At 73.3% G+C, this 18,234-nt stretch carries 19 protein-coding genes and 1 tRNA gene; 7 read left to right on the forward strand and 13 right to left on the reverse strand.

Features of this window, described 5'->3' with window-relative positions; all coding sequences use genetic code 11:
• The first annotated feature begins 129 nt into the window (after positions 1-129).
• The 5 genes from AB0D66_RS03195 to AB0D66_RS03215 all read left to right on the forward strand — a co-directional run bounded on the left by AB0D66_RS03195 (position 130) and on the right by AB0D66_RS03215 (position 6,829).
• A complete protein-coding gene (locus AB0D66_RS03195; protein WP_362295795.1) occupies positions 130-897 on the forward strand; it encodes a response regulator transcription factor in 768 nt (255 codons plus the stop codon).
• Between the two features lie 77 nt (positions 898-974).
• Positions 975-2,588, forward strand: a complete 1,614-nt coding sequence (locus AB0D66_RS03200; protein ID WP_362295876.1) for a HAMP domain-containing sensor histidine kinase — start codon at positions 975-977, stop codon at positions 2,586-2,588.
• Between the two features lie 25 nt (positions 2,589-2,613).
• The gene (locus tag AB0D66_RS03205; protein WP_362295798.1) at positions 2,614-3,888 is read left to right on the forward strand and encodes a bifunctional glycosyltransferase family 2/GtrA family protein; all 1,275 of its coding nucleotides are present in this window, start codon (positions 2,614-2,616) and stop codon (positions 3,886-3,888) included.
• Positions 3,885-6,053, forward strand: a complete 2,169-nt coding sequence (locus AB0D66_RS03210; RefSeq protein WP_362295802.1) for a glycosyltransferase family 39 protein — start codon at positions 3,885-3,887, stop codon at positions 6,051-6,053. The genes AB0D66_RS03205 and AB0D66_RS03210 overlap by 4 nt, the downstream gene beginning before the upstream one ends.
• An 89-nt stretch (positions 6,054-6,142) precedes the next feature.
• The gene (locus AB0D66_RS03215) at positions 6,143-6,829 is read left to right on the forward strand and encodes a TetR/AcrR family transcriptional regulator (protein WP_362295805.1); all 687 of its coding nucleotides are present in this window, start codon (positions 6,143-6,145) and stop codon (positions 6,827-6,829) included.
• Positions 6,830-6,841: 12 nt separating this feature from the next.
• Here AB0D66_RS03215 and AB0D66_RS03220 read toward each other — a convergent pair whose 3' ends face one another.
• Both AB0D66_RS03220 and AB0D66_RS03225 read right to left on the reverse strand, forming a co-directional pair.
• A complete protein-coding gene (locus AB0D66_RS03220) occupies positions 6,842-8,410 on the reverse strand; it encodes an MDR family MFS transporter (protein WP_362295878.1) in 1,569 nt (522 codons plus the stop codon).
• A 127-nt stretch (positions 8,411-8,537) separates the two neighbouring features.
• A complete protein-coding gene (locus AB0D66_RS03225; RefSeq protein ID WP_362295882.1) occupies positions 8,538-8,993 on the reverse strand; it encodes a MarR family winged helix-turn-helix transcriptional regulator in 456 nt (151 codons plus the stop codon).
• 103 nt (positions 8,994-9,096) lie between these two features.
• Between AB0D66_RS03225 and AB0D66_RS03230 the strand changes: the two genes are divergently transcribed.
• The gene (locus AB0D66_RS03230; RefSeq protein WP_362295808.1) at positions 9,097-9,330 is read left to right on the forward strand and encodes a hypothetical protein; all 234 of its coding nucleotides are present in this window, start codon (positions 9,097-9,099) and stop codon (positions 9,328-9,330) included.
• 127 nt (positions 9,331-9,457) lie between these two features.
• Here AB0D66_RS03230 and AB0D66_RS03235 read toward each other — a convergent pair whose 3' ends face one another.
• The 10 genes from AB0D66_RS03235 to AB0D66_RS03280 form a co-directional block, all read right to left on the reverse strand.
• Entirely contained in the window at positions 9,458-10,255 is a 798-nt protein-coding gene (locus tag AB0D66_RS03235; protein WP_362295811.1) for a hypothetical protein, read from the reverse strand.
• A 50-nt stretch (positions 10,256-10,305) separates the two neighbouring features.
• Positions 10,306-11,154 carry an RNA polymerase sigma factor SigF gene (locus AB0D66_RS03240; RefSeq protein WP_362295814.1) on the reverse strand — a complete coding sequence of 283 codons (849 nt, stop codon included), beginning with the start codon at positions 11,152-11,154 and terminating at the stop codon, positions 10,306-10,308.
• Between the two features lie 230 nt (positions 11,155-11,384).
• The gene (locus AB0D66_RS03245) at positions 11,385-12,443 is read right to left on the reverse strand and encodes an RNA polymerase sigma factor SigF (RefSeq protein ID WP_362295817.1); all 1,059 of its coding nucleotides are present in this window, start codon (positions 12,441-12,443) and stop codon (positions 11,385-11,387) included.
• A 231-nt stretch (positions 12,444-12,674) separates the two neighbouring features.
• Entirely contained in the window at positions 12,675-12,836 is a 162-nt protein-coding gene (locus tag AB0D66_RS03250) for a hypothetical protein (protein ID WP_362295819.1), read from the reverse strand.
• A 358-nt stretch (positions 12,837-13,194) separates the two neighbouring features.
• Positions 13,195-13,473 carry a hypothetical protein gene (locus AB0D66_RS03255; protein WP_362295821.1) on the reverse strand — a complete coding sequence of 93 codons (279 nt, stop codon included), beginning with the start codon at positions 13,471-13,473 and terminating at the stop codon, positions 13,195-13,197.
• Positions 13,474-13,615: 142 nt separating this feature from the next.
• A tRNA-Ser gene (locus AB0D66_RS03260) sits at positions 13,616-13,700 on the reverse strand.
• Between the two features lie 57 nt (positions 13,701-13,757).
• Positions 13,758-14,186 carry a tRNA adenosine(34) deaminase TadA gene (gene tadA / locus AB0D66_RS03265; protein WP_362295885.1) on the reverse strand — a complete coding sequence of 143 codons (429 nt, stop codon included), beginning with the start codon at positions 14,184-14,186 and terminating at the stop codon, positions 13,758-13,760.
• A gap of 77 nt (positions 14,187-14,263) precedes the next feature.
• A complete protein-coding gene (locus tag AB0D66_RS03270) occupies positions 14,264-14,812 on the reverse strand; it encodes a hypothetical protein (protein ID WP_362295823.1) in 549 nt (182 codons plus the stop codon).
• 470 nt (positions 14,813-15,282) lie between these two features.
• Complete coding sequence (locus tag AB0D66_RS03275; protein WP_362295825.1) at positions 15,283-15,462, reverse strand: hypothetical protein; 180 nt, start codon at positions 15,460-15,462, stop codon at positions 15,283-15,285.
• A 93-nt stretch (positions 15,463-15,555) separates the two neighbouring features.
• A complete protein-coding gene (locus AB0D66_RS03280) occupies positions 15,556-16,509 on the reverse strand; it encodes a universal stress protein (RefSeq protein ID WP_362295828.1) in 954 nt (317 codons plus the stop codon).
• A gap of 139 nt (positions 16,510-16,648) precedes the next feature.
• Between AB0D66_RS03280 and upp the strand changes: the two genes are divergently transcribed.
• Complete coding sequence (gene upp / locus AB0D66_RS03285; protein ID WP_069921170.1) at positions 16,649-17,284, forward strand: uracil phosphoribosyltransferase; 636 nt, start codon at positions 16,649-16,651, stop codon at positions 17,282-17,284.
• A gap of 55 nt (positions 17,285-17,339) precedes the next feature.
• Here upp and AB0D66_RS03290 read toward each other — a convergent pair whose 3' ends face one another.
• A complete protein-coding gene (locus tag AB0D66_RS03290; protein WP_362295888.1) occupies positions 17,340-17,984 on the reverse strand; it encodes a LytR C-terminal domain-containing protein in 645 nt (214 codons plus the stop codon).
• Between the last annotated feature and the right edge of the window lie 250 nt (positions 17,985-18,234).

An 18,234-nucleotide genomic window follows, 5' to 3' on the forward strand; every position in this document is an offset into this window, starting at 1 on the left:
TGTTCCGGCTCGACGGCTGAGCCCGGCGCCCGGGGCCGGCGCGATGGATCAGACGGGCTGCTGGCGTTTCTCAGGAAATTCACAGGGAGGCACAAGAACGCTCTCAGAGGCGCCGGACAGCGTGGATGCATGACTGCGACGACCACCTTCCACGCGTCCACGTCCACCAGCAACCCCGCAGCCCTGGTGCGGCCCGACGGCGGGCCCTGCCGGGTCCTCGTCGTCGACGACGAGGCCTCGCTCTCCGAGCTGCTGTCCATGGCCCTGCGCTACGAGGGCTGCGAGGTCCGCAGCGCCGGTGACGGGGCCGGGGCGGTACGAGCGGCGCGGGAGTTCCGGCCCGACGTCGTGGTCCTCGACATCATGCTCCCCGACATGGACGGGCTCGCCGTCCTGGGACGGCTGCGCCGCGAGCTCCCCCAGGTCCCGGTGCTCTTCCTGACCGCGAAGGACTCCGTGGAGGACCGCATCGCGGGCCTGACGGCGGGCGGCGACGACTACGTCACCAAGCCCTTCAGCCTGGAGGAGGTCGTGGCCCGGCTGCGCGGCCTGGTCCGGCGTTCGGGCGCGGCGCAGGCCGCGCGCGGCGGATCGGTGCTCGTCGTCGGCGACCTGCGCCTCGACGAGGACAGCCACGAGGTGGTCCGCGCCGGGCGGGAGATCCACCTCACCGCCACCGAGTTCGAGCTGCTGCGCTACCTGATGCGCAACCCGCGCCGGGTGCTCAGCAAGGCGCAGATCCTGGACCGGGTGTGGTCCTACGACTTCGGCGGCCAGGCCAACGTGGTCGAGCTGTACATCTCCTACCTGCGGCGGAAGCTGGAGAGCGGTCCGGGCCTGGCGCCGCTGATCCACACCCGGCGCGGCGCCGGCTACCTCATCAAGCCCGCCGAATAGTGGCCTTCCGCCCCAAGCGGCGGCCGCGTGCCCGCCGGCCGCGTGCCCGCCGGCCGCGTGCCCGGCGGCCCTGGTCGCTGCGGACCCGGCTCGTCGTCTCGGCGGTCGCCCTGATCGCGGTCGTGGGCGCCGCCATCGGAGCCGTCACCACCCTCGCCCTGCGCTCCTACCTGGTCGACAAGCTCGACGACCAGCTGCGCACCTCCGTCTCCATGGCCTCCCCGCCCCCCGGGTCGGGGAAGGCGATCAGGGAGGGGAAGTCGGTCCTCGGCCCGGGCACCCCGCTGGGCGCCGTCGGGTTCCGGGTCGACTCCGACGGCAAGGTGTTCGGCGCCGACCGCAGCGTGCGCTTCGAGGACCCCGAGCGCGGCAACCCCGCCCCGCTCACCGAGGCCCAGACAGCGGCCCTCGCCCGGACCGCCCGTACCGGCGGGCAGGGCACGGCCACGGCGGTGAACCTGAGCCTGCCGGGGCTGGGGGCGTACCGGGTGCTGTCCGCGCCCGACGGAAGCGTCGTCCTCGGCTTCCCGCTGCGCGAGGTCGACTCCACCGTGAACACGCTGATCGCGGTGGAGGTCTGCGTCACCCTCGCCGGGCTGATCGCGGCCTCCCTCGCCGGGCAGGCCCTGGTCGGGGTCGCCCTGCGGCCCCTGCGCCGGGTCGCCGCCACCGCCACCCGGGTCTCCGAACTCCCCCTGCACAAGGGCGAACCCGCCCTCCACGAACGGGTCCCGGACGCCGAGGCCGACCCCCGCACCGAGGTGGGCCAGGTCGGTGCCGCCCTCAACCGGATGCTGGGCCACGTCTCCGCCGCGCTCACGGCCCGTCAGGAGAGCGAGACGCGGGTCCGGCAGTTCGTCGCCGACGCCAGCCACGAACTGCGCACCCCGCTGGCCTCCATCCGCGGTTACGCCGAGCTGACCCGCCGGGGTCGGGAGGAGCCGGGCCCCCACACCCGGCACGCGCTGGGCCGGATCGAGTCCGAGGCCACCCGGATGACCGGACTGGTCGAGGACCTGCTGCTGCTGGCCCGGCTCGACGCGGGCCGCCCGCTCACCGCCGGGGACACCGACACCGACCTGGCCCCCCTCGTCGTCGACGCCGTCAGCGATGCCCGGGCCGCCGGCCCCGGACACCACTGGCGGCTGCGCCTGCCCGACGAGCCCGCGACCGTCCGCGGCGACCCCGCCCGCATCCAGCAGGTCCTGGTCAACCTCCTGGCCAACGCCCGCACGCACACCCCGCCCGGCACCACCGTCACCGCCGAAGTCTCACTGGGGGCGCCCCCAGCGGTAGCTGGGGGAGAAACGACAGGAGTCCGGCTGCGGATCGAGGACGACGGCCCCGGTATCCCGCCCGCCCTGCTCCCCCACGTCTTCGAGCGCTTCGCCCGCGGCGACGCCTCCCGCTCCCGGGCCGCCGGCTCCACCGGCCTCGGGCTCGCCATCGTCCAGGCCGTGGTGACCGCACACGGCGGCCGGGTCGGCGTACGGAGCGCACCCGGGCGGACCTGCTTCGAGGTCCTGCTGCCGTTCTCCGGTGCGGGCACCGGTGCGGGCACCGGTGCCCGCCCGCCCGCGCAACAGGGCCGCCGCCCCCAGCCGGGCCCGCAGTCGGACCCGGACCCGGACCCGGACCCGGACCCGGACCCGGACTCACAGACGGGGCACAGGCTCACCACACAGCGGTGACAGCCCACCCCGCGAGGGTCGGAGCATGCCAACCGACGCCTCTCCCGGGGCCCTTCCGGCCCGGGCGCCCCTCGCGCCCGTGCCCGGCGAGCCCGTCCTCGACGTGGTGATCCCGGTCTTCAACGAGGAGAAAGACCTCGGACCGTGCGTGCGCAGGCTGCACGAGCACCTCACGCGTACTTTCCCCTACCCCTTCCGGATCACCGTCGCCGACAACGCGAGCACCGACCGCACCCCCGAGGTCGCCGGCGCGCTCGCCGCGACACTGGACGGCGTACGCAGCACCCGGCTGGAGGAGAAGGGCCGGGGCAGGGCCCTGCGCACCGTCTGGTCCGGCTCCGACGCGCCGGTCCTCGCGTACATGGACGTGGACCTCTCCACCGACCTGAACGCCCTGCTGCCGCTGGTCGCCCCGCTGATCTCCGGCCACTCCGACCTCGCCATCGGCACCCGCCTCGCCCGGTCCTCCCGGGTGGTGCGCGGAGCGAAGCGGGAGTTCGTCTCCCGGGCCTACAACCTCCTCCTGCGCTCCTCGCTCGCCGCCCGCTTCAGCGACGCCCAGTGCGGCTTCAAGGCCATCCGGCGGGAGGTCGCCGAGCGGCTGCTGCCGCTGGTGGAGGACTCCGGCTGGTTCTTCGACACCGAACTGCTCGTCCTCGCGGAGCGCGCCGGGCTGCGGATCCACGAGGTGCCGGTGGACTGGGTCGACGACCCCGATTCCACCGTCCACATCGTCCGGACCGCCGCCGAGGACCTCAAGGGCGTCTGGCGGGTGGGCAGGGCCCTGGCCGTCGGCACGCTCCCGCTCGACCGCCTCGCCCGCCCCTTCGGCGACGACCCGCGCGACCGCACCGCCCTGCCCGGGGTCGAGGGCGGGCTGGCCCGCCAGCTGCTCGGCTTCTGCGCGGTCGGCGCCCTGTCCACCCTGCTGTACCTGCTGCTGTACTCCGCCTTCCGCGCCGGAACCGGCCCGCAGGTCGCCAACGGCGCCGCCCTGCTGCTCTCGGCCGTCGCCAACACCGCCGCCAACCGCCGGCTCACCTTCGGGGTGCGCGGCCGGGACCGGGCCGTGCGCCACCAGGCCCAGGGCCTGGTGGTGTTCGCCATCGGGCTGGCCCTGACCAGCGGCTCCCTCGCCGCCCTCGGCGCGGCCGCGGCCCACCCCGCGCACAGCACCGAGCTGGCCGTACTGATCACCGCCAACCTCGCCGCCACCGTGCTGCGGTTCCTGCTCTTCCGCGCCTGGGTCTTCCCCGACCGGCGCGGCTCCGAGTTCCCTACGCCCAAGGACAGTCGATGACCACGGCAGCACTCCCGCTCTTCCCGGCCGCGGAGGCCCGGGCCCACAGCGGCCGGCCCCGCTGGGAACGGCCCGCGTTTGCCGCGCTCCTGATCTCCACGGCCCTCCTGCTGCTGTGGGACCTGGGCTCCTCCGGATACGCCAACTCCTTCTACTCGGCGGCCGTGCAGGCGGGCAGCGAGAGCTGGAAGGCCTTCTTCTTCGGCTCCTCGGACGCCGGGAACTCCATCACCGTCGACAAGCCCCCAGCCGCGCTGTGGCCGATGATGCTCTCGGTCCGGCTGTTCGGGCTCGGATCCTGGCAGATCCTCGTTCCGCAGGCGCTGATGGGCGTGGCGACGACCGCGGTGCTGTACGCCGCCGTACGGCGCCAGTTCGGCCCGGCGGCCGCACTGCTGAGCGGCGCCGTGTTCGCGCTCACGCCCGTCGCCGCGCTCATGTTCCGCTTCAACAACCCCGACGCGCTGCTGACCCTGCTGCTCACCGCCACCGTGTACTGCGTCCTGCGCGCCCTCGACGGGGGGCACACGAAGTGGCTGGTCGGGGCCGGGGTCGCGGTCGGGTTCGCCTTCCTCACCAAGACCCTGCAGGCCTTCGTCATCCTGCCGCCGCTCGCCCTGCTGTACGCCGTCTGCGCGCCCACCGCGCTGCGCCGGCGCCTGGGCCAGCTGCTGCTGGCGGGGCTCGCGATGGTGGTGGCGGGCGGCTGGTGGGTGGCCGTCGTGGAACTGTGGCCCGCCTCCTCCCGCCCCTACATCGGCGGCTCGCAGAACAACTCCTTCCTGGAACTGACCCTCGGCTACAACGGGCTGGGCCGGATCAACGGCAACGAGACGGGCAGCGTCGGCGGCGGCGGGCGGGCCGGCGGCGGAGGAGGCGGCGGCTGGGGCGAGACGGGCATCGACCGGCTGTTCTCGGCCAATATCGGCGGTCAGATCTCCTGGCTGCTGCCCGCGGCCCTGGTGCTGCTCGCGGCCGGACTGGTGATCACCTGGCGGGCCCGCCGGGCCACCGACTCGCTGGAGGGCATGGCGCGGGCGGCGTTCCTGGCCTGGGGCGGTTCGCTGCTGATCACCGCACTCGTCTTCAGCTACATGCAGGGCATCTTCCACGAGTACTACACCGTGGCGCTGGCGCCGTTCGTGGCCGCGCTGACCGGTATGGGAGCCGCCGTCCTGTGGGAGGAGCGGGGCACCCGCGCCGCGCTCCTCACCCTGTCCGGCACGCTCGCGCTGTCCGCCGTGTGGTCGTACGTGCTGCTCGGCCGCGCCACCGGGTATCTGCCGTGGCTGCGCTGGGCGGTGCTGGTGGGCGGGCTGCTCGCCGCGGCCGCGCTGCCGTTCGCCGCGCGGGCGGGGCGCCGGGTGCTCCTGGCCACGGCGGCGCTGGGGCTGGGCGCGGTGCTGGCGGGACCGCTCGCGTACTGCCTGACCACCGTGAGCACCGGCCACACCGGTTCCATCGTGACGGCCGGGCCCGCGGTCGCGGGCGGCCGTGGCGGGCCGGGCGGCATGATGCGGGGCGGCGCGGGCGGGGCCGGCGAACTGCCGCCGGGCATCCCGGGCGGTACGGCCCAAGGCGGCGGTGCGGGACAAAGAGGCGGCCCGCAGGACGGCAACACCCCGCCCCAGGGCGGCATGCCGCCGGGCCAGGCGGGCCAGGCACCGCAGGGCGGCGGTGCGCGCGGCCAGGGCGGGCGCGGCCTCGAGCGGATGGGCGGCGGCGGCCAGGGCGGGCCGGGCGGCCTGCTCGGCGGTACCCGGGTCGGCGCCGAGGCCAAGGCGGCCCTGACCGCCGACGCGGACCGGTACACCTGGGCGGCGGCCGCCATCGGCTCGCAGAACGCGGCGAGTTACCAGCTGGCCGGCGGCGTGCCGGTGATGCCGATCGGCGGCTTCAACGGCAGCGACCCCTCGCCCACCCTGGAGCAGTTCCAGCAGTACGTGCGGGACGGGAAGATCCACTGGTTCATCGGCCAGGGCGGCACCGCGGGCGGCACCGCGGGCGGCGGCGCCACCGGCGAGGCCGACGGAGGCATGCGCCAGGGCGGCGGGGGGCCGGGCGGAGCCACCGGCACCGCCATCGAGGCCTGGGTCAAGGCCACGTTCAAGGCCACCACGGTCGGCGGAGCCACCTTCTACGACCTGACGGCTTCCACGTCCTGATCCAGCACCCCTCGCGGCACACCCCCTAGCATCAAGAGGGCGGACCGGGCATTCCGGGCTGATCCACCTGGCGTGAGGAGGGTGCCTCCATGGTGACCGCGGCCGATTCCGGTGATCCGCTCCCGGTCGAGTCCAGTGTGTGGCTGACCGCCAGGCCCGCCGCCCCCGCCAGACGCCGCAGCGAGGCGCCCTCCGGTCTCGACCGGGAGCGGATCACCACCGCCACCGTGCGGCTGCTCGACTCCGAGGGGCTGGCCCGGTTCTCGATGCGGCGGCTCGCCGGCGGACTCGGGGTCACCGCGATGTCCCTGTACTGGTACGTGGACACCAAGCACGACCTGCTCGAACTCGCCCTGGACCGCGCCTTGGGCGAGCTGGCCCTGTCGCCCGGGCCCGGGGGCTGGCCCGGGCGGCTGCGGGCGCTGGCCCGGGCCTACCGCGGGCTGTTGGCGGACCACCCCTGGGTGGCTCCGCTCACCGCCGCCTATCCCAACATCGGCCCGCACGCCCGGGCCTTCGATGCCGCGCTGCAGCGGCTGCTGGACGACACGGGCCTCGCGGACCCCGCACGAACCGGCGCCCACCTGGCCGTCTCGCAGTTCCTGCACGGCTGCGGGGGCACGGCCCGGCGGGCGCCGGAGGGCGACTTCTGCCTCGCGCTCGACGTCCTGATCGCCGGCATCGAGGCCAAGGCGACGGCCGAGGCCGAGGCCATGGCCACGGCCTCAGGCAAGACCGCGCCCACGTCCCCGTCCACGTCCACGGCCACGGCGTAGGCCGCCCGGCACTCAGGCCTTCGCCGCCACCTCCGCCGGGGCCGCGGGCTCGGCGGAGCCGGCCGCCGGGGCATGGGCCTCGGACTTCGACTTCAGCGCGACCTCCTTGATGAAGAGGCAGAGCAGCAGCGCCAGCAGCGCGGTGGGCGCCGCGTAGAGGAAGACGTCGCCCACGCCGTGCCCGTACGCCGCCTCGATGACCGTGCGGATCGGGGCCGGCAGCTTGTCGAGGTCCGGGATGGCGCCGCCGCCCGTGCCGCCGTGGCCGAACGCCGCGGCCTTCGGGCCGAGCGCGGTCAGGCCGTCCTTCACGTACCCGGTGACCTGGTGCGCCATCAGCGCGCCGAGCGCCGAGACGCCCATGGCGCCGCCGAGCGAGCGGAAGAAGGTGACGACCGAGCTGGCCGCGCCCAGATCCTCGGGGGCGACCTGGTTCTGGGTGGCGAGGACCAGGTTCTGCATCATCATGCCGAGGCCGAGTCCGGTGAGCGCCATGTAGACCGCGATGTGCCAGTACGGGGTGTCGTACCGCAGGGTGCCCAGCATCCCCAGGCCGGCGGTCAGCAGGACGCCGCCCATGATGAGCCAGGCCTTCCACTTACCGGTCTTGGTGATCACCTGACCGGAAACCGTGGAGGAGACGAAGAGCCCGCCGATCATCGGAATCGTGAGGACTCCGGACATCGTGGGGGACTCGTTGCGGGCCAGCTGGAAGAACTGGCTGAAAAACACCGTGCCCGAGAACATCGCGATGCCCACGAACAGCGAGGCCGCCGAGGCGAGCGTGATGGTCTTGTTGCGGAACAGCCGCAGCGGGATGATCGGGTCGCTCGCCCGGGACTCGACGAGGACGAAGAGCAGGCCGAGCGCGACCGCGCCGCCCGTCATCGCCCAGGTCTGCCAGGAGATCCACGGGTAGGTGTCGCCGGCCTGGGTGACCCAGATCAGCAGCGCCGAGACGGCTCCGCTGATCAGGAAGGCGCCCAGCCAGTCGACCTTGACCTCGCGGCGCACCACGGGGAGGCGCAGGGTCTTCTGCAGGACGATCAGCGCGATGATCGCGAAGGGCACGCCGACGTAGAAGCACCAGCGCCAGCCCAGCCACTCGGTGTCGGTGATGACACCGCCCAGCAGCGGGCCGCCCACGGTGGCGACGGCGAAGACCGCGCCGAGGTAGCCGCTGTACCGGCCGCGCTCGCGCGGGGAGATCATCGCGGCCATGACGATCTGGGCGAGGGCGGACAGGCCGCCGACGCCGATGCCCTGGACCACGCGGCAGGCGATCAGCGTGCCGGTGTTCTGGGACATGCCCGCGACCACGGAGCCGAGGACGTAGATCACCAGGGCTATCTGGACCAGCAGCTTCTTGCTGAAGAGGTCGGAGAGCTTGCCCCACAGCGGGGTGGCCGCCGTCATCGACAGCAGGGCGGCGGTGACCACCCAGGTGTACGAGGACTGCGTGCCGCCGAGGTCGCTGATGATCTGGGGCAGGGCGTTGGAGACGATCGTCGAGGACAGGATCGCCACGAACATGCCGAGCATCAGCCCGGACAGGGCCTTCATGATCTGTGCGTGGGTCATGGCCGGGGCCACGGACGGCGTCGCGGACGTGGTCACGGACGTGGTCGCGGACGTGGTCGCGGAGGTGGTCGCGGACGGGGGCGGGTTGTCGGTCGTCGTCTCCGACTGGACCATGTCGTTCCTTTGTCTAGAAGCTCGATCGGAGCCGGGCCAGCAGCGTGTTCAGCGTGTCGACGTCCTGGGGGGACCACGCGGCCAAGGCTCTTTCCAGCGCGGCCGTGTAGCGGGAGCCGAGCTCGGCGAGGAGCGTGCGGCCGGCCGGCGTGAGCCGCAGGATCCGGCACCGGCCGTCCCCCGGGTCCGCCTCCCGTTCGATCCAGCCGCGCTCGGCGACGTGCGTCACGTGCCGGCTGGTCACCGAGATGTCGACGGCCATGAGCTCGGCCAGCCGGCTCAGCCGCATCTCGCCGTGCCGGTGGAGCACGGTGAGGACGGCCGCGGCGCCGGGCGGGCAGTCCGGGGGCAGGATGCGGGCGAGGTCGCGTTTGACCGCTCCGATACCGGTGAGCTGGCGGGCCAGCTCCTCGTACCGGGTGGCCTGCGTCGTCTCCGTCGTCTGCGCGGTCACCGGACAGCCCCCCATGTTGTTGCTTAGAGCAACCATAGGAGCAGATGGTTGCTACAGGCAAATGAATCCGGGGGGTGGGGCGGTAAAGGAATCGGAAAACCGGCTAGGGTCCTGCCCCATGGCTGCGAACCACAACTCACAGGGCCCCGAGGGCAACTACGACCCCGCGGGCAGCACCCAGATGTTCCGGGCGTTCGTCGAGGAGGCCGCACCGGCCCGGCAGGCGCCCACCCGCCGCCAGCTCCGCGAGGAGCAGCAGCAGGCCGGCGGCTCCAAGAAGGGCGTGTGGACGGCGCTGGCCGTCGCGCTCGTCGTCGTGATCGGCGCGGCCGCCTGGCTCGTCCTGCGCTGAGCCGCGGGCCCCGGGGCTGACCGGTGGCGGGGTGCGCGGTCCGGATCCGACGGGGTCCGGGGCGACCACGAGTCCGACCCGGCCGGCGGTCCCGCCCTGCCCGGCCGCGCCCCGGATCGGCCCGGGCTCAGTTCCAGGCGGCCGTGACCTGGCGGGTCTCCACGTGCATGCCCAGCGGCACCCGCCAGGCCTCCACGCACACCGTGTAGCGCTGCGTCTTGGCGGTCCCGCCCGCGATGGGCGCGGGCAGCGGCTGGGTCGTGGTGATCGTGGCCCAGTCGACGCCGAGGGCGCCGATGATGTGCGTCGCGAAGCTGACCGTGCCCGAACGGGCCGCGGCAGTACCGGTGTTGGTGAAGGTGACGGTGACCTGCTCGCACCAGCGGTCGCCCGCGGCCGCCCTGGCGGGGGCGGACAGCGTCAGCTTCGCCGGAGTGGCCGGCGGCGCCGGGGGCGTGGTGCCCGGCTTCGCGGGCGGGCTCGACGGCGTGCTCGGCGGCGTCCCGGGGCCGCCGGGGCTGCCCGAGCCGCCCGGGCTGCCGGAGCCTCCCGAGCCGGCGGGCGTGCCGGGTGCGTTGGTGGACGGGCCGGCTCCGGGTGGGCTGCCCGGGGGCTGTGCGGAGCCGCCGGGTCCGGTGGCCGAGGTCCCGCCCCGGGCGGAGCCGCCGGGTACCTGGGACCCGGGCGTACCGGCCGGCGTACTCGACGACACGGAGGATCCGCCCGCCGCCGACGGGCCGCCGAGCGGCTGGAACTCCACCCCGCCCTGCGGCGCCACGTTCTCCCCCGCGCCCCGCTCGGGGCCCGGGGCGGCGGCGCCCACGGCGAGGTAGCCGTCCCGCGCCGGGCCGCCGCAGCCGGTGAGGCCGGCGGCGGCCGTGCAGCACAGGGCGAGGAGGATGGCCGCGCGAGATCCCTTTCGCATCGCGCCAGTTTTCCTGACGCTCCGTCAATTGGGAAGCCCGTGCGCCCGGATCACTCGCCGATCAGGCCCGCGCGCAGCTGCGCGAGGGTGCGGGTGAGCAGCCGGGAGACGTGCATCTGGGAGATGCCGACCTCCTCGCCGATCTGCGACTGCGTCATGTTCGCGAAGAACCGCAGCATGATGATCTGCCGTTCGCGCGCCGGGAGTTTGGCGAGCAGCGGCTTCAGCGACTCGCGGTACTCGACACCCTCGAGCGCGGTGTCCTCGTAGCCGAGGCGGTCCGCGAGCGAGCCCTCGCCGCCCTCGTCCTCGGGGGAGGGCGAGTCGAGCGAGGAGGCGGTGTAGGCGTTGCCCACGGCGAGGCCGTCGACGACGTCCTCCTCCGAGACGCCCAGGACGGCGGCGAGCTCGGGGACGGTCGGCGAGCGGTCCAGCTTCTGGGCGAGCTCGTCGCTGGCCTTGGTCAGCGCGAGGCGCAGCTCCTGGAGCCGGCGCGGGACGCGGACGGACCAGGAGGTGTCCCTAAAGAATCGTTTGATCTCGCCCACGACGGTCGGCATCGCGAACGTCGGGAACTCCACGCCGCGTTCGCAGTCGAACCGGTCGATCGCCTTGATCAGGCCGATCGTGCCGACCTGGACGATGTCCTCCATCGGCTCGTTGCGGCTGCGGAAACGCGCGGCGGCGTACCGGACCAGGGGCAGGTTCAGCTCGATCAGGGTGTCGCGTACGTACGCCCGGTCGGGGCTGTCCGCTTCCAGCCCGGCGAGGCGCTGGAAGAGGGAGCGGGAGAGGGTGCGGGTGTCGATGGCTTCCGAGCGGTCAGACGCTGGCGGTGCTGCCGGGGCCGCGCTCTTGACGAGCGTGAGCACCTTGGAGCTGCCCTGGTCTACGGACATGCCACCCCCTTGAGGTCGCGGACGGTCGCGTTCGGCGCGCCCGTCGGAGGAACGCAGCCTCCACCTGAATACCGGAGGCGGGGCTGCGGCAAACGCGGTTCAAGCAGAATGTCACATGTCGGCAACACGCTGTAGCGCCAAGTCGACATATATCTCCAGCGACAGACGAGGTCAGAGGGCGATCAGCCCGTTCTGTCGGAAATCACGTGAATGATCTCCACTCGTTCCGGTTACGCCTCGATCCTGTTTGCGGATCTCAGTCGGGCGAAGCTCCGGGCGAGGAGCCGTGAGACGTGCATCTGGGAGACGCCGAGCTCCGCGCTGATCTGCGATTGCGTCAGATTGTTGTAGTACCGCAGGAGCAGGATCCTTTGCTCACGCTCGGGCAGCTGTACGAGCAGGTGTCGGACGAGGTCGCGGTGTTCGACCCCGGCCAGCTCCGGGTCCTCGTATCCGAGCCTGTCGAGGAGGCCGGGCATGCCGTCGCCTTCCTGGGCGGCCTCGAGCGAAGTTGCGTGATAACTCCGCCCGGCCTCGATGCAGGAGAGCACCTCGTCCTCGGTGATGCGCAGCCGTTCGGCGATCTCGGCGGTGGTCGGGGTGCGGCCGTGGAGGGTGGTCAGGTCCTCGGTGGCGGCGTTCACCTGCACCCACAGCTCGTGGAGGCGGCGGGGTACGTGGACGGTGCGCACGTTGTCCCGGAAGTAGCGCTTGATCTCGCCCACGACGGTCGGCATCGCGAAGGTGGGGAACTGCACGCCGCGGTCCGGGTCGAACCGGTCGATGGCGTTGATCAGGCCGATGGTGCCGACCTGGACCACGTCCTCCATCGGCTCGTTGCGGCTGCGGAAGCGGGCGGCCGCGTAGCGGACGAGCGGGAGGTTGGCCTCGATCAGGGCCCCTCGGACCCGGTTGTGCTCGCTGGTGCCCGGCTGGAGCCCCTTCAGCTGCCCGAAGAGGACCTGGGTCAGGGCCCGGGTGTCCGCGCCCCGGCTCGGCGGCCTCGGGGGCGCGGTCGGGGCCGCGGGCTGGGCCGGGGGTTCGGCCGGCGATGCGGGCTGGGCCGGGGGTTCGGTCGGCGATGCGGGCTGGGCCGGGGGCGCGGTGGGCGGTGCGGACTGGGCCGGGGGCGCGGGTCGGCCCGGGGGCGCGGTCGGAGCCTGGGGTGCGGTCGGGGCCGAGGGCTCCTCGGCGGAGGGGGCGTGGCGCGGCTCCTGGCGGGGCCCCTGGCGCGACTCCTGCCGGGGCGGTACCGGGGAGTCCTGCTGCGGGTCCTGCTGGGGTGGCACCTGAGGCGCAGTACTGGCCGGCACGGTCACGCCACCCCTTCAGTCAACTCATCCGTCAAAAGCGGTCATAGCATCACAAGAGATGTGCACTGTGTGCAAGCACCGTATATCTCCGTGTTGAGGGCAAGTTGGGCATACTGGGGCATTGCGCCCAGTGGTGGGGATGCAAAAAGCCCCCCACCCGTCGGAGTGGGGGGCCGGGAAATCCGGAAGCCGTTTCAGCGTACGGGCTCAGCGCACCAGTTCGGTCATGAACTCGCCGATACCGGAAGCCGCATCCGATATGCCCTGGAAACCTATTCCCACCATCTCGGCCGCACGCTTGGGCTGGGTGATGATCACGAAGAGCACGAAGATGGTGAGGGCAGCCGTGATGAGCTTCTTGGTGTCCATGAGCGGTGACGGCCTCCCCAACCGGTCCTGCAAAGTCGGGTGAGTCTAACCGGTCGGGTTTGGACACTCACCCGCCCTTTAAGGACCAATGACCCGACACTCCGGGCCCTTTGCCGGTGTGTCCGCGGTTGCGGGAGGCGCAGGATTGATGTGAGCCCACCGGTTCTGGCAGGAAACCGGTGGGTGAGGGACAGGACCTCACTGCGGGGTCCGAGCCGCAAGCTTCCCCCCTGACTGCGGCCCGGACTGGCAGGTTCCGTCCTCATCGGGGGAAGTGGCTTGTCCCCCCGATGCCACTTCCCCCGTCCCATGCGATGAAGGTCCCGACTCCGGTCGGGGCCTTCTTCGTGTTTTCCGGCTACTGGATGGCGCCGGCCAGGTCGGTCAGGGGCTGTACGGGGGCGATGACGGGTGCCAGGTCGTCCGGCAGCTGCGCCAGCCGGTTGAGCTGGTTGGCTCCCGCGCTGACCTGCCCGCCGATCTCCTGGACGGAGGTGGGCTGCATGCCCGGGGCGGCCGACGGGAGGTCCGGGAGGGTGAGGGGGGCCACGGGCGCGGCGGAGGCGGCGGGCGCGGCGAGTCCCGCGGCGGCCCCCGCGAGGGCGATGGCGGCGAGCATGCGCTGGGTCTTGGTCATGCCGTGACAACGGCCGAGGGGGCGGGCGGTCACGCGGGCGTCATCCGTAGGGATGCGCGGACCCGGTGGCGGAGGCCCCCGACAACCGTGTGGCGGAACGCCGAGAGCCCCGACCCTTGCGGGTCGGGGCTCTCGAACGGAGCGGTAGTGGAGGGATTTGAACCCCCGATGGGTTGCCCCATACTCGCTTTCGAGGCGAGCTCCTTCGGCCACTCGGACACACTACCGAGATGGATCCTAGCCTAAGGAGCCTCATTCACCGAAATCGGAATCCACCGTGCCGGTCACAGGTCGCGGAAGAAGCCCGTGAGCTGCTGCGCGCACTCCTCGGCGAGGACGCCGCGGACCACTTCGGGCCGGTGGTTGAGCCGGCGGTCGCGCACGAGGTCCCAGAGCGAGCCGGCCGCGCCCGCCTTCTCGTCGTCCGCGCCGTAGACGACCCGGGCGACGCGCGACTGGACGAGCGCGCCCGCGCACATCACGCACGGCTCCAGGGTCACCACCAGGGTGCACCCCGGAAGCCGCCATTCCCCGAGAGCGGCCGCGGCCCGGCGCAGTGCCAGCACCTCGGCGTGCGCCGTGGGGTCGCCGGTCGCCTCGCGCTCGTTGTGCCCGGCGGCGATGACCGTGCCGTCGGGCGCGAGCACGACGGCGCCGACCGGCACGTCGCCGGCCGGCACCGCCCGGGCGGCCTCCTGGAGCGCCAGGCGCATGGAGTCCCGCCACGGGTCCCGTACGGGATCGGGGTCGTGCGCGTCATGCGTGTCGTGCGTGTGGTGCGGAGGGAGCACTAGCGAACGGCCTCCAGGACCTCGGTGGCGCCGAGGGACTCGGCGATCTCCGAGAGGGCGTCCCCGTCCAGGGTCATCAGTTGTTTGTGGGTGACGCCGAGGTCGTCCAGCAACTGGGGGTCGCCGAGCGGACCGGCCGGCACCGGCTCCGCGCCGGCCCCTCCCGGCTCGTCCTCGTCGTCGGTCTCGTCGGTGAAGGCGGTGAGGGGCTCCTCCTCGCCGTCCTCGGTGCCGTCCAGGTCCAGCTCGTCGAGTTCGTCGTCCTCCTCGTCGCTGCCCAGCAGCTCTTTGGTCAGCATCGAGCCGTAGGAGCTGCGGGCGGCCGCGGAGGCGTTCGATACGAAGTACCGCGGGTCCTCCTCGCCGTCCACGCGGACGACGCCGAACCAGGCGTCCTCCTGCTCGATGAGGGCGACCACCGTGTCGTCGTCGACAGCGGCGGACCGGGCGAGATCGATCAGATCACTGAGGGACTCGACGTCGTCGAGTTCCATGTCGCTCGCTTCCCACCCGTCTTCGGTGCGCGCGAGCAGTGCGGCGAAGTACACCGTGACTCTCCCACTGGTCTTAGGCGTGCCGGTTGGAGGTCCCCCCGGCCGGAGGATGGGGTCGAACGGCTGTGGTGCTCGCCGTACGGCCCCGCCCAATCGGCATCGTGGCAGAAACGGCGGCATTGCGAGAGGTCTTCCGCGCTTGCGTCGTCCCGTGCCGTGCGCCGCGCGGCCCGTGCGGGGGGTGTGGGGCGGTGGTGCCGTACGGGTCCGGGGGCGCGGCCGGGCCCCGCGCCGGCGCCCCTCGGCGCCGGGCGCGCCCCGGCCGTGTCGGGCGGTACGGGCGGGTGGGACGGGTGGGCGGTACAGGCGGTACGGGTGGGCGGTACCGGCGGGCGGAGGGACGGCCGGCCGCGGTGACCGCCGCCACCGGCACCACCCCCGGACCGGCCCGTGCCGCGGATCGCCGGCTTCAGGCGGCCGCGGCCCCCGGTCGGCGGGATGCGGGGGGCGGCGCAGGGAAGGGGTCACCAGCGGAACGTGCGCATGCGCATCTGCTGGCGCATGCGGGCGGCGCGGGCACGCCGGGGCTGGACGCGGTCGCGCAGCGCCCGCGCTTCCATGAGGTCGCGCAGGAACTGCGCGCGGCGTGCTCGGCGCTGCGCGGCGGTCTCCGGCACTTCGTCACTGGGCTGCGTGTCGGCCATCGGCCACCACCCCGGGCTGGTCGGTCGTTCCCCCCTGCACCCACCTTCCCCCGGTCGGGCCGTTTGATGCCACCCCACCGCAGGTCAGAACGGTCAGGCGGCGTCGGACGCCTCGGCGGGGAGCGTCGGGACCACGGCCACGGGGCCGTGCGCGTGCTGCAGTACCGCGTTGGCCACCGAGCCGATCAGCAGTGCCATGGCCTTGCGCCGCGGATGGTGGCGGCCCACCACGACCAGCTCCGCCGACCGCGAGGCGATGACCAGCCGGCCCGCCGCGTCCCCCGGCACGGCCGCCTGCTCGACCGGGACCTCGGGGTAGCGGCTGCGGAAGGGAGCCAGCCGCTCGCTCTGGGACCGCAGCATCTCCCGCTCGGCCGGTACGGCGTCCCCGTCGTCCGGGAGCCCCTCCGGCGGGATCACCGCGAACGGGGCGTCGATCATCATGGTCGGCGCGGGCGGTATGGCGTACGCGGACACCACCTGGACGGTGGTCCCCCGCACGGACGCCTCCGTGAACGCGAAGGCCAGTACGTCGTCCGGGGTCTCGGCGGCGTGCAGGCCGAGCACCACCTTCCCGGCGGACTCCTCCGCGGAGGCGTCGGCCGCCTTCCGCTCGGCGTGGGGGATCACCACCACCGGGCACGGCGCGGTCGTCGCGACGGCGCGGCTGTTCGAGCCGAGCAGCAGGCTGGCGAAGCCGCCGCGGCCGCGGGAGCCCATCACGAGCATCAGGGCCTCGGCCCCGATCACCCGCAGGGCCTCGGGGACGGAGCCTTCCAGCGACTCGTACGTGACCCCTTCCGGCAGGCCGGGGCCGCCGCCCAGCAGGGCCCGGATCCGGTCGCTCACCGGGTCGGCGAACTCCTCCGGCTGTGAGGCGTCGTGCAGCGAGGCCCGGCGGCCCGCGTACAACTGGGCGTGGTCGGGCAGTACATGGGCGATCAGGAGCCCCGTACCGTGCCGCAGCGCCGCGGCCCTGGCCCACTCCAGGGCCGTGAGGCTGTGCTCGGATCCGTCGACGGCGGCGATCACCGGTGCGTGGCTCATCAGTCCAGCCTGGTGGGCTCCCGCGCGGGTCGCATCCCCAGACGGACGCGCGGGGGCCCGCTCAGCGCGTAGCCTTTTGGGTGCAGGTCGCGTCTCGCGGCCGTTTTTGCAGGTCGCAGGCCGAGTTTTGGAGGATGTTGTGCGTTTGCAGGTCGTCGATCACCCCTTGGTGGCGCACAAACTCACCACCCTGCGCGACAAGCGCACCGACTCCCCCACCTTCCGTCGGCTCGCCGACGAGCTGGTGACCCTGCTCGCGTACGAGGCCACCCGCGACGTGCGCACCGAGCAGGCCGACATCGAGACCCCGGTCGCCCCGACCACCGGCGTGAAGCTCTCGCACCCGCGCCCGCTGGTCGTGCCGATCCTGCGGGCCGGCCTCGGCATGCTCGACGGCATGGTGCGGCTCCTGCCGACCGCCGAGGTGGGCTTCCTGGGCATGGTCCGCAACGAGGAGACCCTGGAGGCCTCCACGTACGCGACGCGCATGCCCGAGGACCTCTCCGGGCGGCAGGTCTACGTCGTGGACCCGATGCTGGCCACCGGCGGCACCCTCGTCGCGGCGATCCGGGAACTGATCAAGCGCGGCGCGGACGACGTCACGGCCGTGGTGCTGCTGGCCGCGCCCGAGGGCGTCGAGATCATGGAGCGCGAGCTGGCGGGCACGCCGGTGACCGTGGTGACGGCCGCGGTGGACGAGCGGCTGAACGAGCACGGCTACATCGTTCCGGGCCTGGGCGACGCGGGCGACCGCATGTACGGCTCGGCGGAGTAGCCACCCGGCGCCGGCCCGGCGCGTCAGCGCGTCCGGGCCTCGCGGCGCCGGGGCGTCAGCACTTCGCGGCGGGCGCGGGCACGGGGTTGGCCAGCAGGGCCAGCGCCTTGTCCGCGTCCTCCTTCGTGCTCAGGTCCTTGAAGGCATCGCCCAGGATCAGGTCGATCTCCGCGGTCTCGCGGGCGTCGGTCTGCTGGGTGGTGCCGGCGAGCTGGGTGCCCAGCACGCTGTAGGCGGCCTTGTCGGTGGTGGGGGAGCCCAGCAGTATCCCGGTGCCGGGGACCTTCTTGTCGAAGTCGGCGGGGGCGTTGCCGACGTTGCCGACGTTGAAGCCGCGTTTGCGCAGTTCGTCGCCGACGGCCTTGGCGAGCCCCGCGCGCGGGGTCGCGTTGTAGACGTTGACGGTGATGTCGGCGGGCTTGGGCAGGACGACCGCGGGTTTCGGGGTGGCCGCCGCGGCGGCTTCGGGGCCGCGCTTGGCGGCGGTGTCGGCCGCCTTCGTCGGACAGTCCTTGGCGCCCGCGGCCGTGTTCCGCTTCGGGCTGTCGCCCTGGAACACGTCGATGAGCTGCAAGGCCCCGTAGCCGAGCAGGGCCAGTGCGAGGACCGAGCCGAGCACGGCGAAGACGATCCGACGGGGGCTCCGCTTACGGCTCATGCGGGGGTAGGCGGCTCCCGTGACGCGGTACTTTCCGCCCATGCCGGGGGGAGTGAGCATGCTCATGGGCGCAGCGTAGTGCCGCCCGGTGGCGATGCCTACTAAATGATCTGCTGATAGGTCAATGGTGACCCGAAAGGCGCAATCCACGCGAAGCAGGCCGAAACCCGGCACCGCGGCCCGCGGCCCGTGGGCGCGGGGGGAACGGGCCGGGCGGACCCGCACCGGGCGGTCCCGGGCCGCATGGACCGCCCGGCGCGGCGCCGCGCCGGGCGGTCCATGCGGGCGGGGC

The organism is Streptomyces sp. NPDC048270, from assembly GCF_040652335.1.
In the GTDB taxonomy this organism is placed as follows: Bacteria; Actinomycetota; Actinomycetes; order Streptomycetales; family Streptomycetaceae; genus Streptomyces.

Excerpts from the sequence above, each read along its gene's own strand:
- AB0D66_RS03195 (WP_362295795.1), top strand. The coding sequence starts at position 130 with ATGACTGCGACGACCACCTTCCACGCGTCCACGTCCACCAGCAACCCC.
- AB0D66_RS03205 (WP_362295798.1), top strand. The coding sequence starts at position 2,614 with ATGCCAACCGACGCCTCTCCCGGGGCCCTTCCGGCCCGGGCGCCCCTC.
- AB0D66_RS03210 (WP_362295802.1), top strand. The coding sequence starts at position 3,885 with ATGACCACGGCAGCACTCCCGCTCTTCCCGGCCGCGGAGGCCCGGGCC.
- AB0D66_RS03215 (WP_362295805.1), top strand. The coding sequence starts at position 6,143 with ATGGTGACCGCGGCCGATTCCGGTGATCCGCTCCCGGTCGAGTCCAGT.
- AB0D66_RS03220 (WP_362295878.1), bottom strand. The coding sequence starts at position 8,410 with ATGACCCACGCACAGATCATGAAGGCCCTGTCCGGGCTGATGCTCGGC.
- AB0D66_RS03225 (WP_362295882.1), bottom strand. The coding sequence starts at position 8,993 with ATGGGGGGCTGTCCGGTGACCGCGCAGACGACGGAGACGACGCAGGCC.
- AB0D66_RS03230 (WP_362295808.1), top strand. The coding sequence starts at position 9,097 with ATGGCTGCGAACCACAACTCACAGGGCCCCGAGGGCAACTACGACCCC.
- AB0D66_RS03235 (WP_362295811.1), bottom strand. The coding sequence starts at position 10,255 with ATGCGAAAGGGATCTCGCGCGGCCATCCTCCTCGCCCTGTGCTGCACG.
- AB0D66_RS03240 (WP_362295814.1), bottom strand. The coding sequence starts at position 11,154 with ATGTCCGTAGACCAGGGCAGCTCCAAGGTGCTCACGCTCGTCAAGAGC.
- AB0D66_RS03250 (WP_362295819.1), bottom strand. The coding sequence starts at position 12,836 with ATGGACACCAAGAAGCTCATCACGGCTGCCCTCACCATCTTCGTGCTC.
- AB0D66_RS03255 (WP_362295821.1), bottom strand. The coding sequence starts at position 13,473 with ATGACCAAGACCCAGCGCATGCTCGCCGCCATCGCCCTCGCGGGGGCC.
- tadA (WP_362295885.1), bottom strand. The coding sequence starts at position 14,186 with ATGCGCCTGGCGCTCCAGGAGGCCGCCCGGGCGGTGCCGGCCGGCGAC.
- AB0D66_RS03275 (WP_362295825.1), bottom strand. The coding sequence starts at position 15,462 with ATGGCCGACACGCAGCCCAGTGACGAAGTGCCGGAGACCGCCGCGCAG.
- AB0D66_RS03280 (WP_362295828.1), bottom strand. The coding sequence starts at position 16,509 with ATGAGCCACGCACCGGTGATCGCCGCCGTCGACGGATCCGAGCACAGC.
- AB0D66_RS03290 (WP_362295888.1), bottom strand. The coding sequence starts at position 17,984 with ATGGGCGGAAAGTACCGCGTCACGGGAGCCGCCTACCCCCGCATGAGC.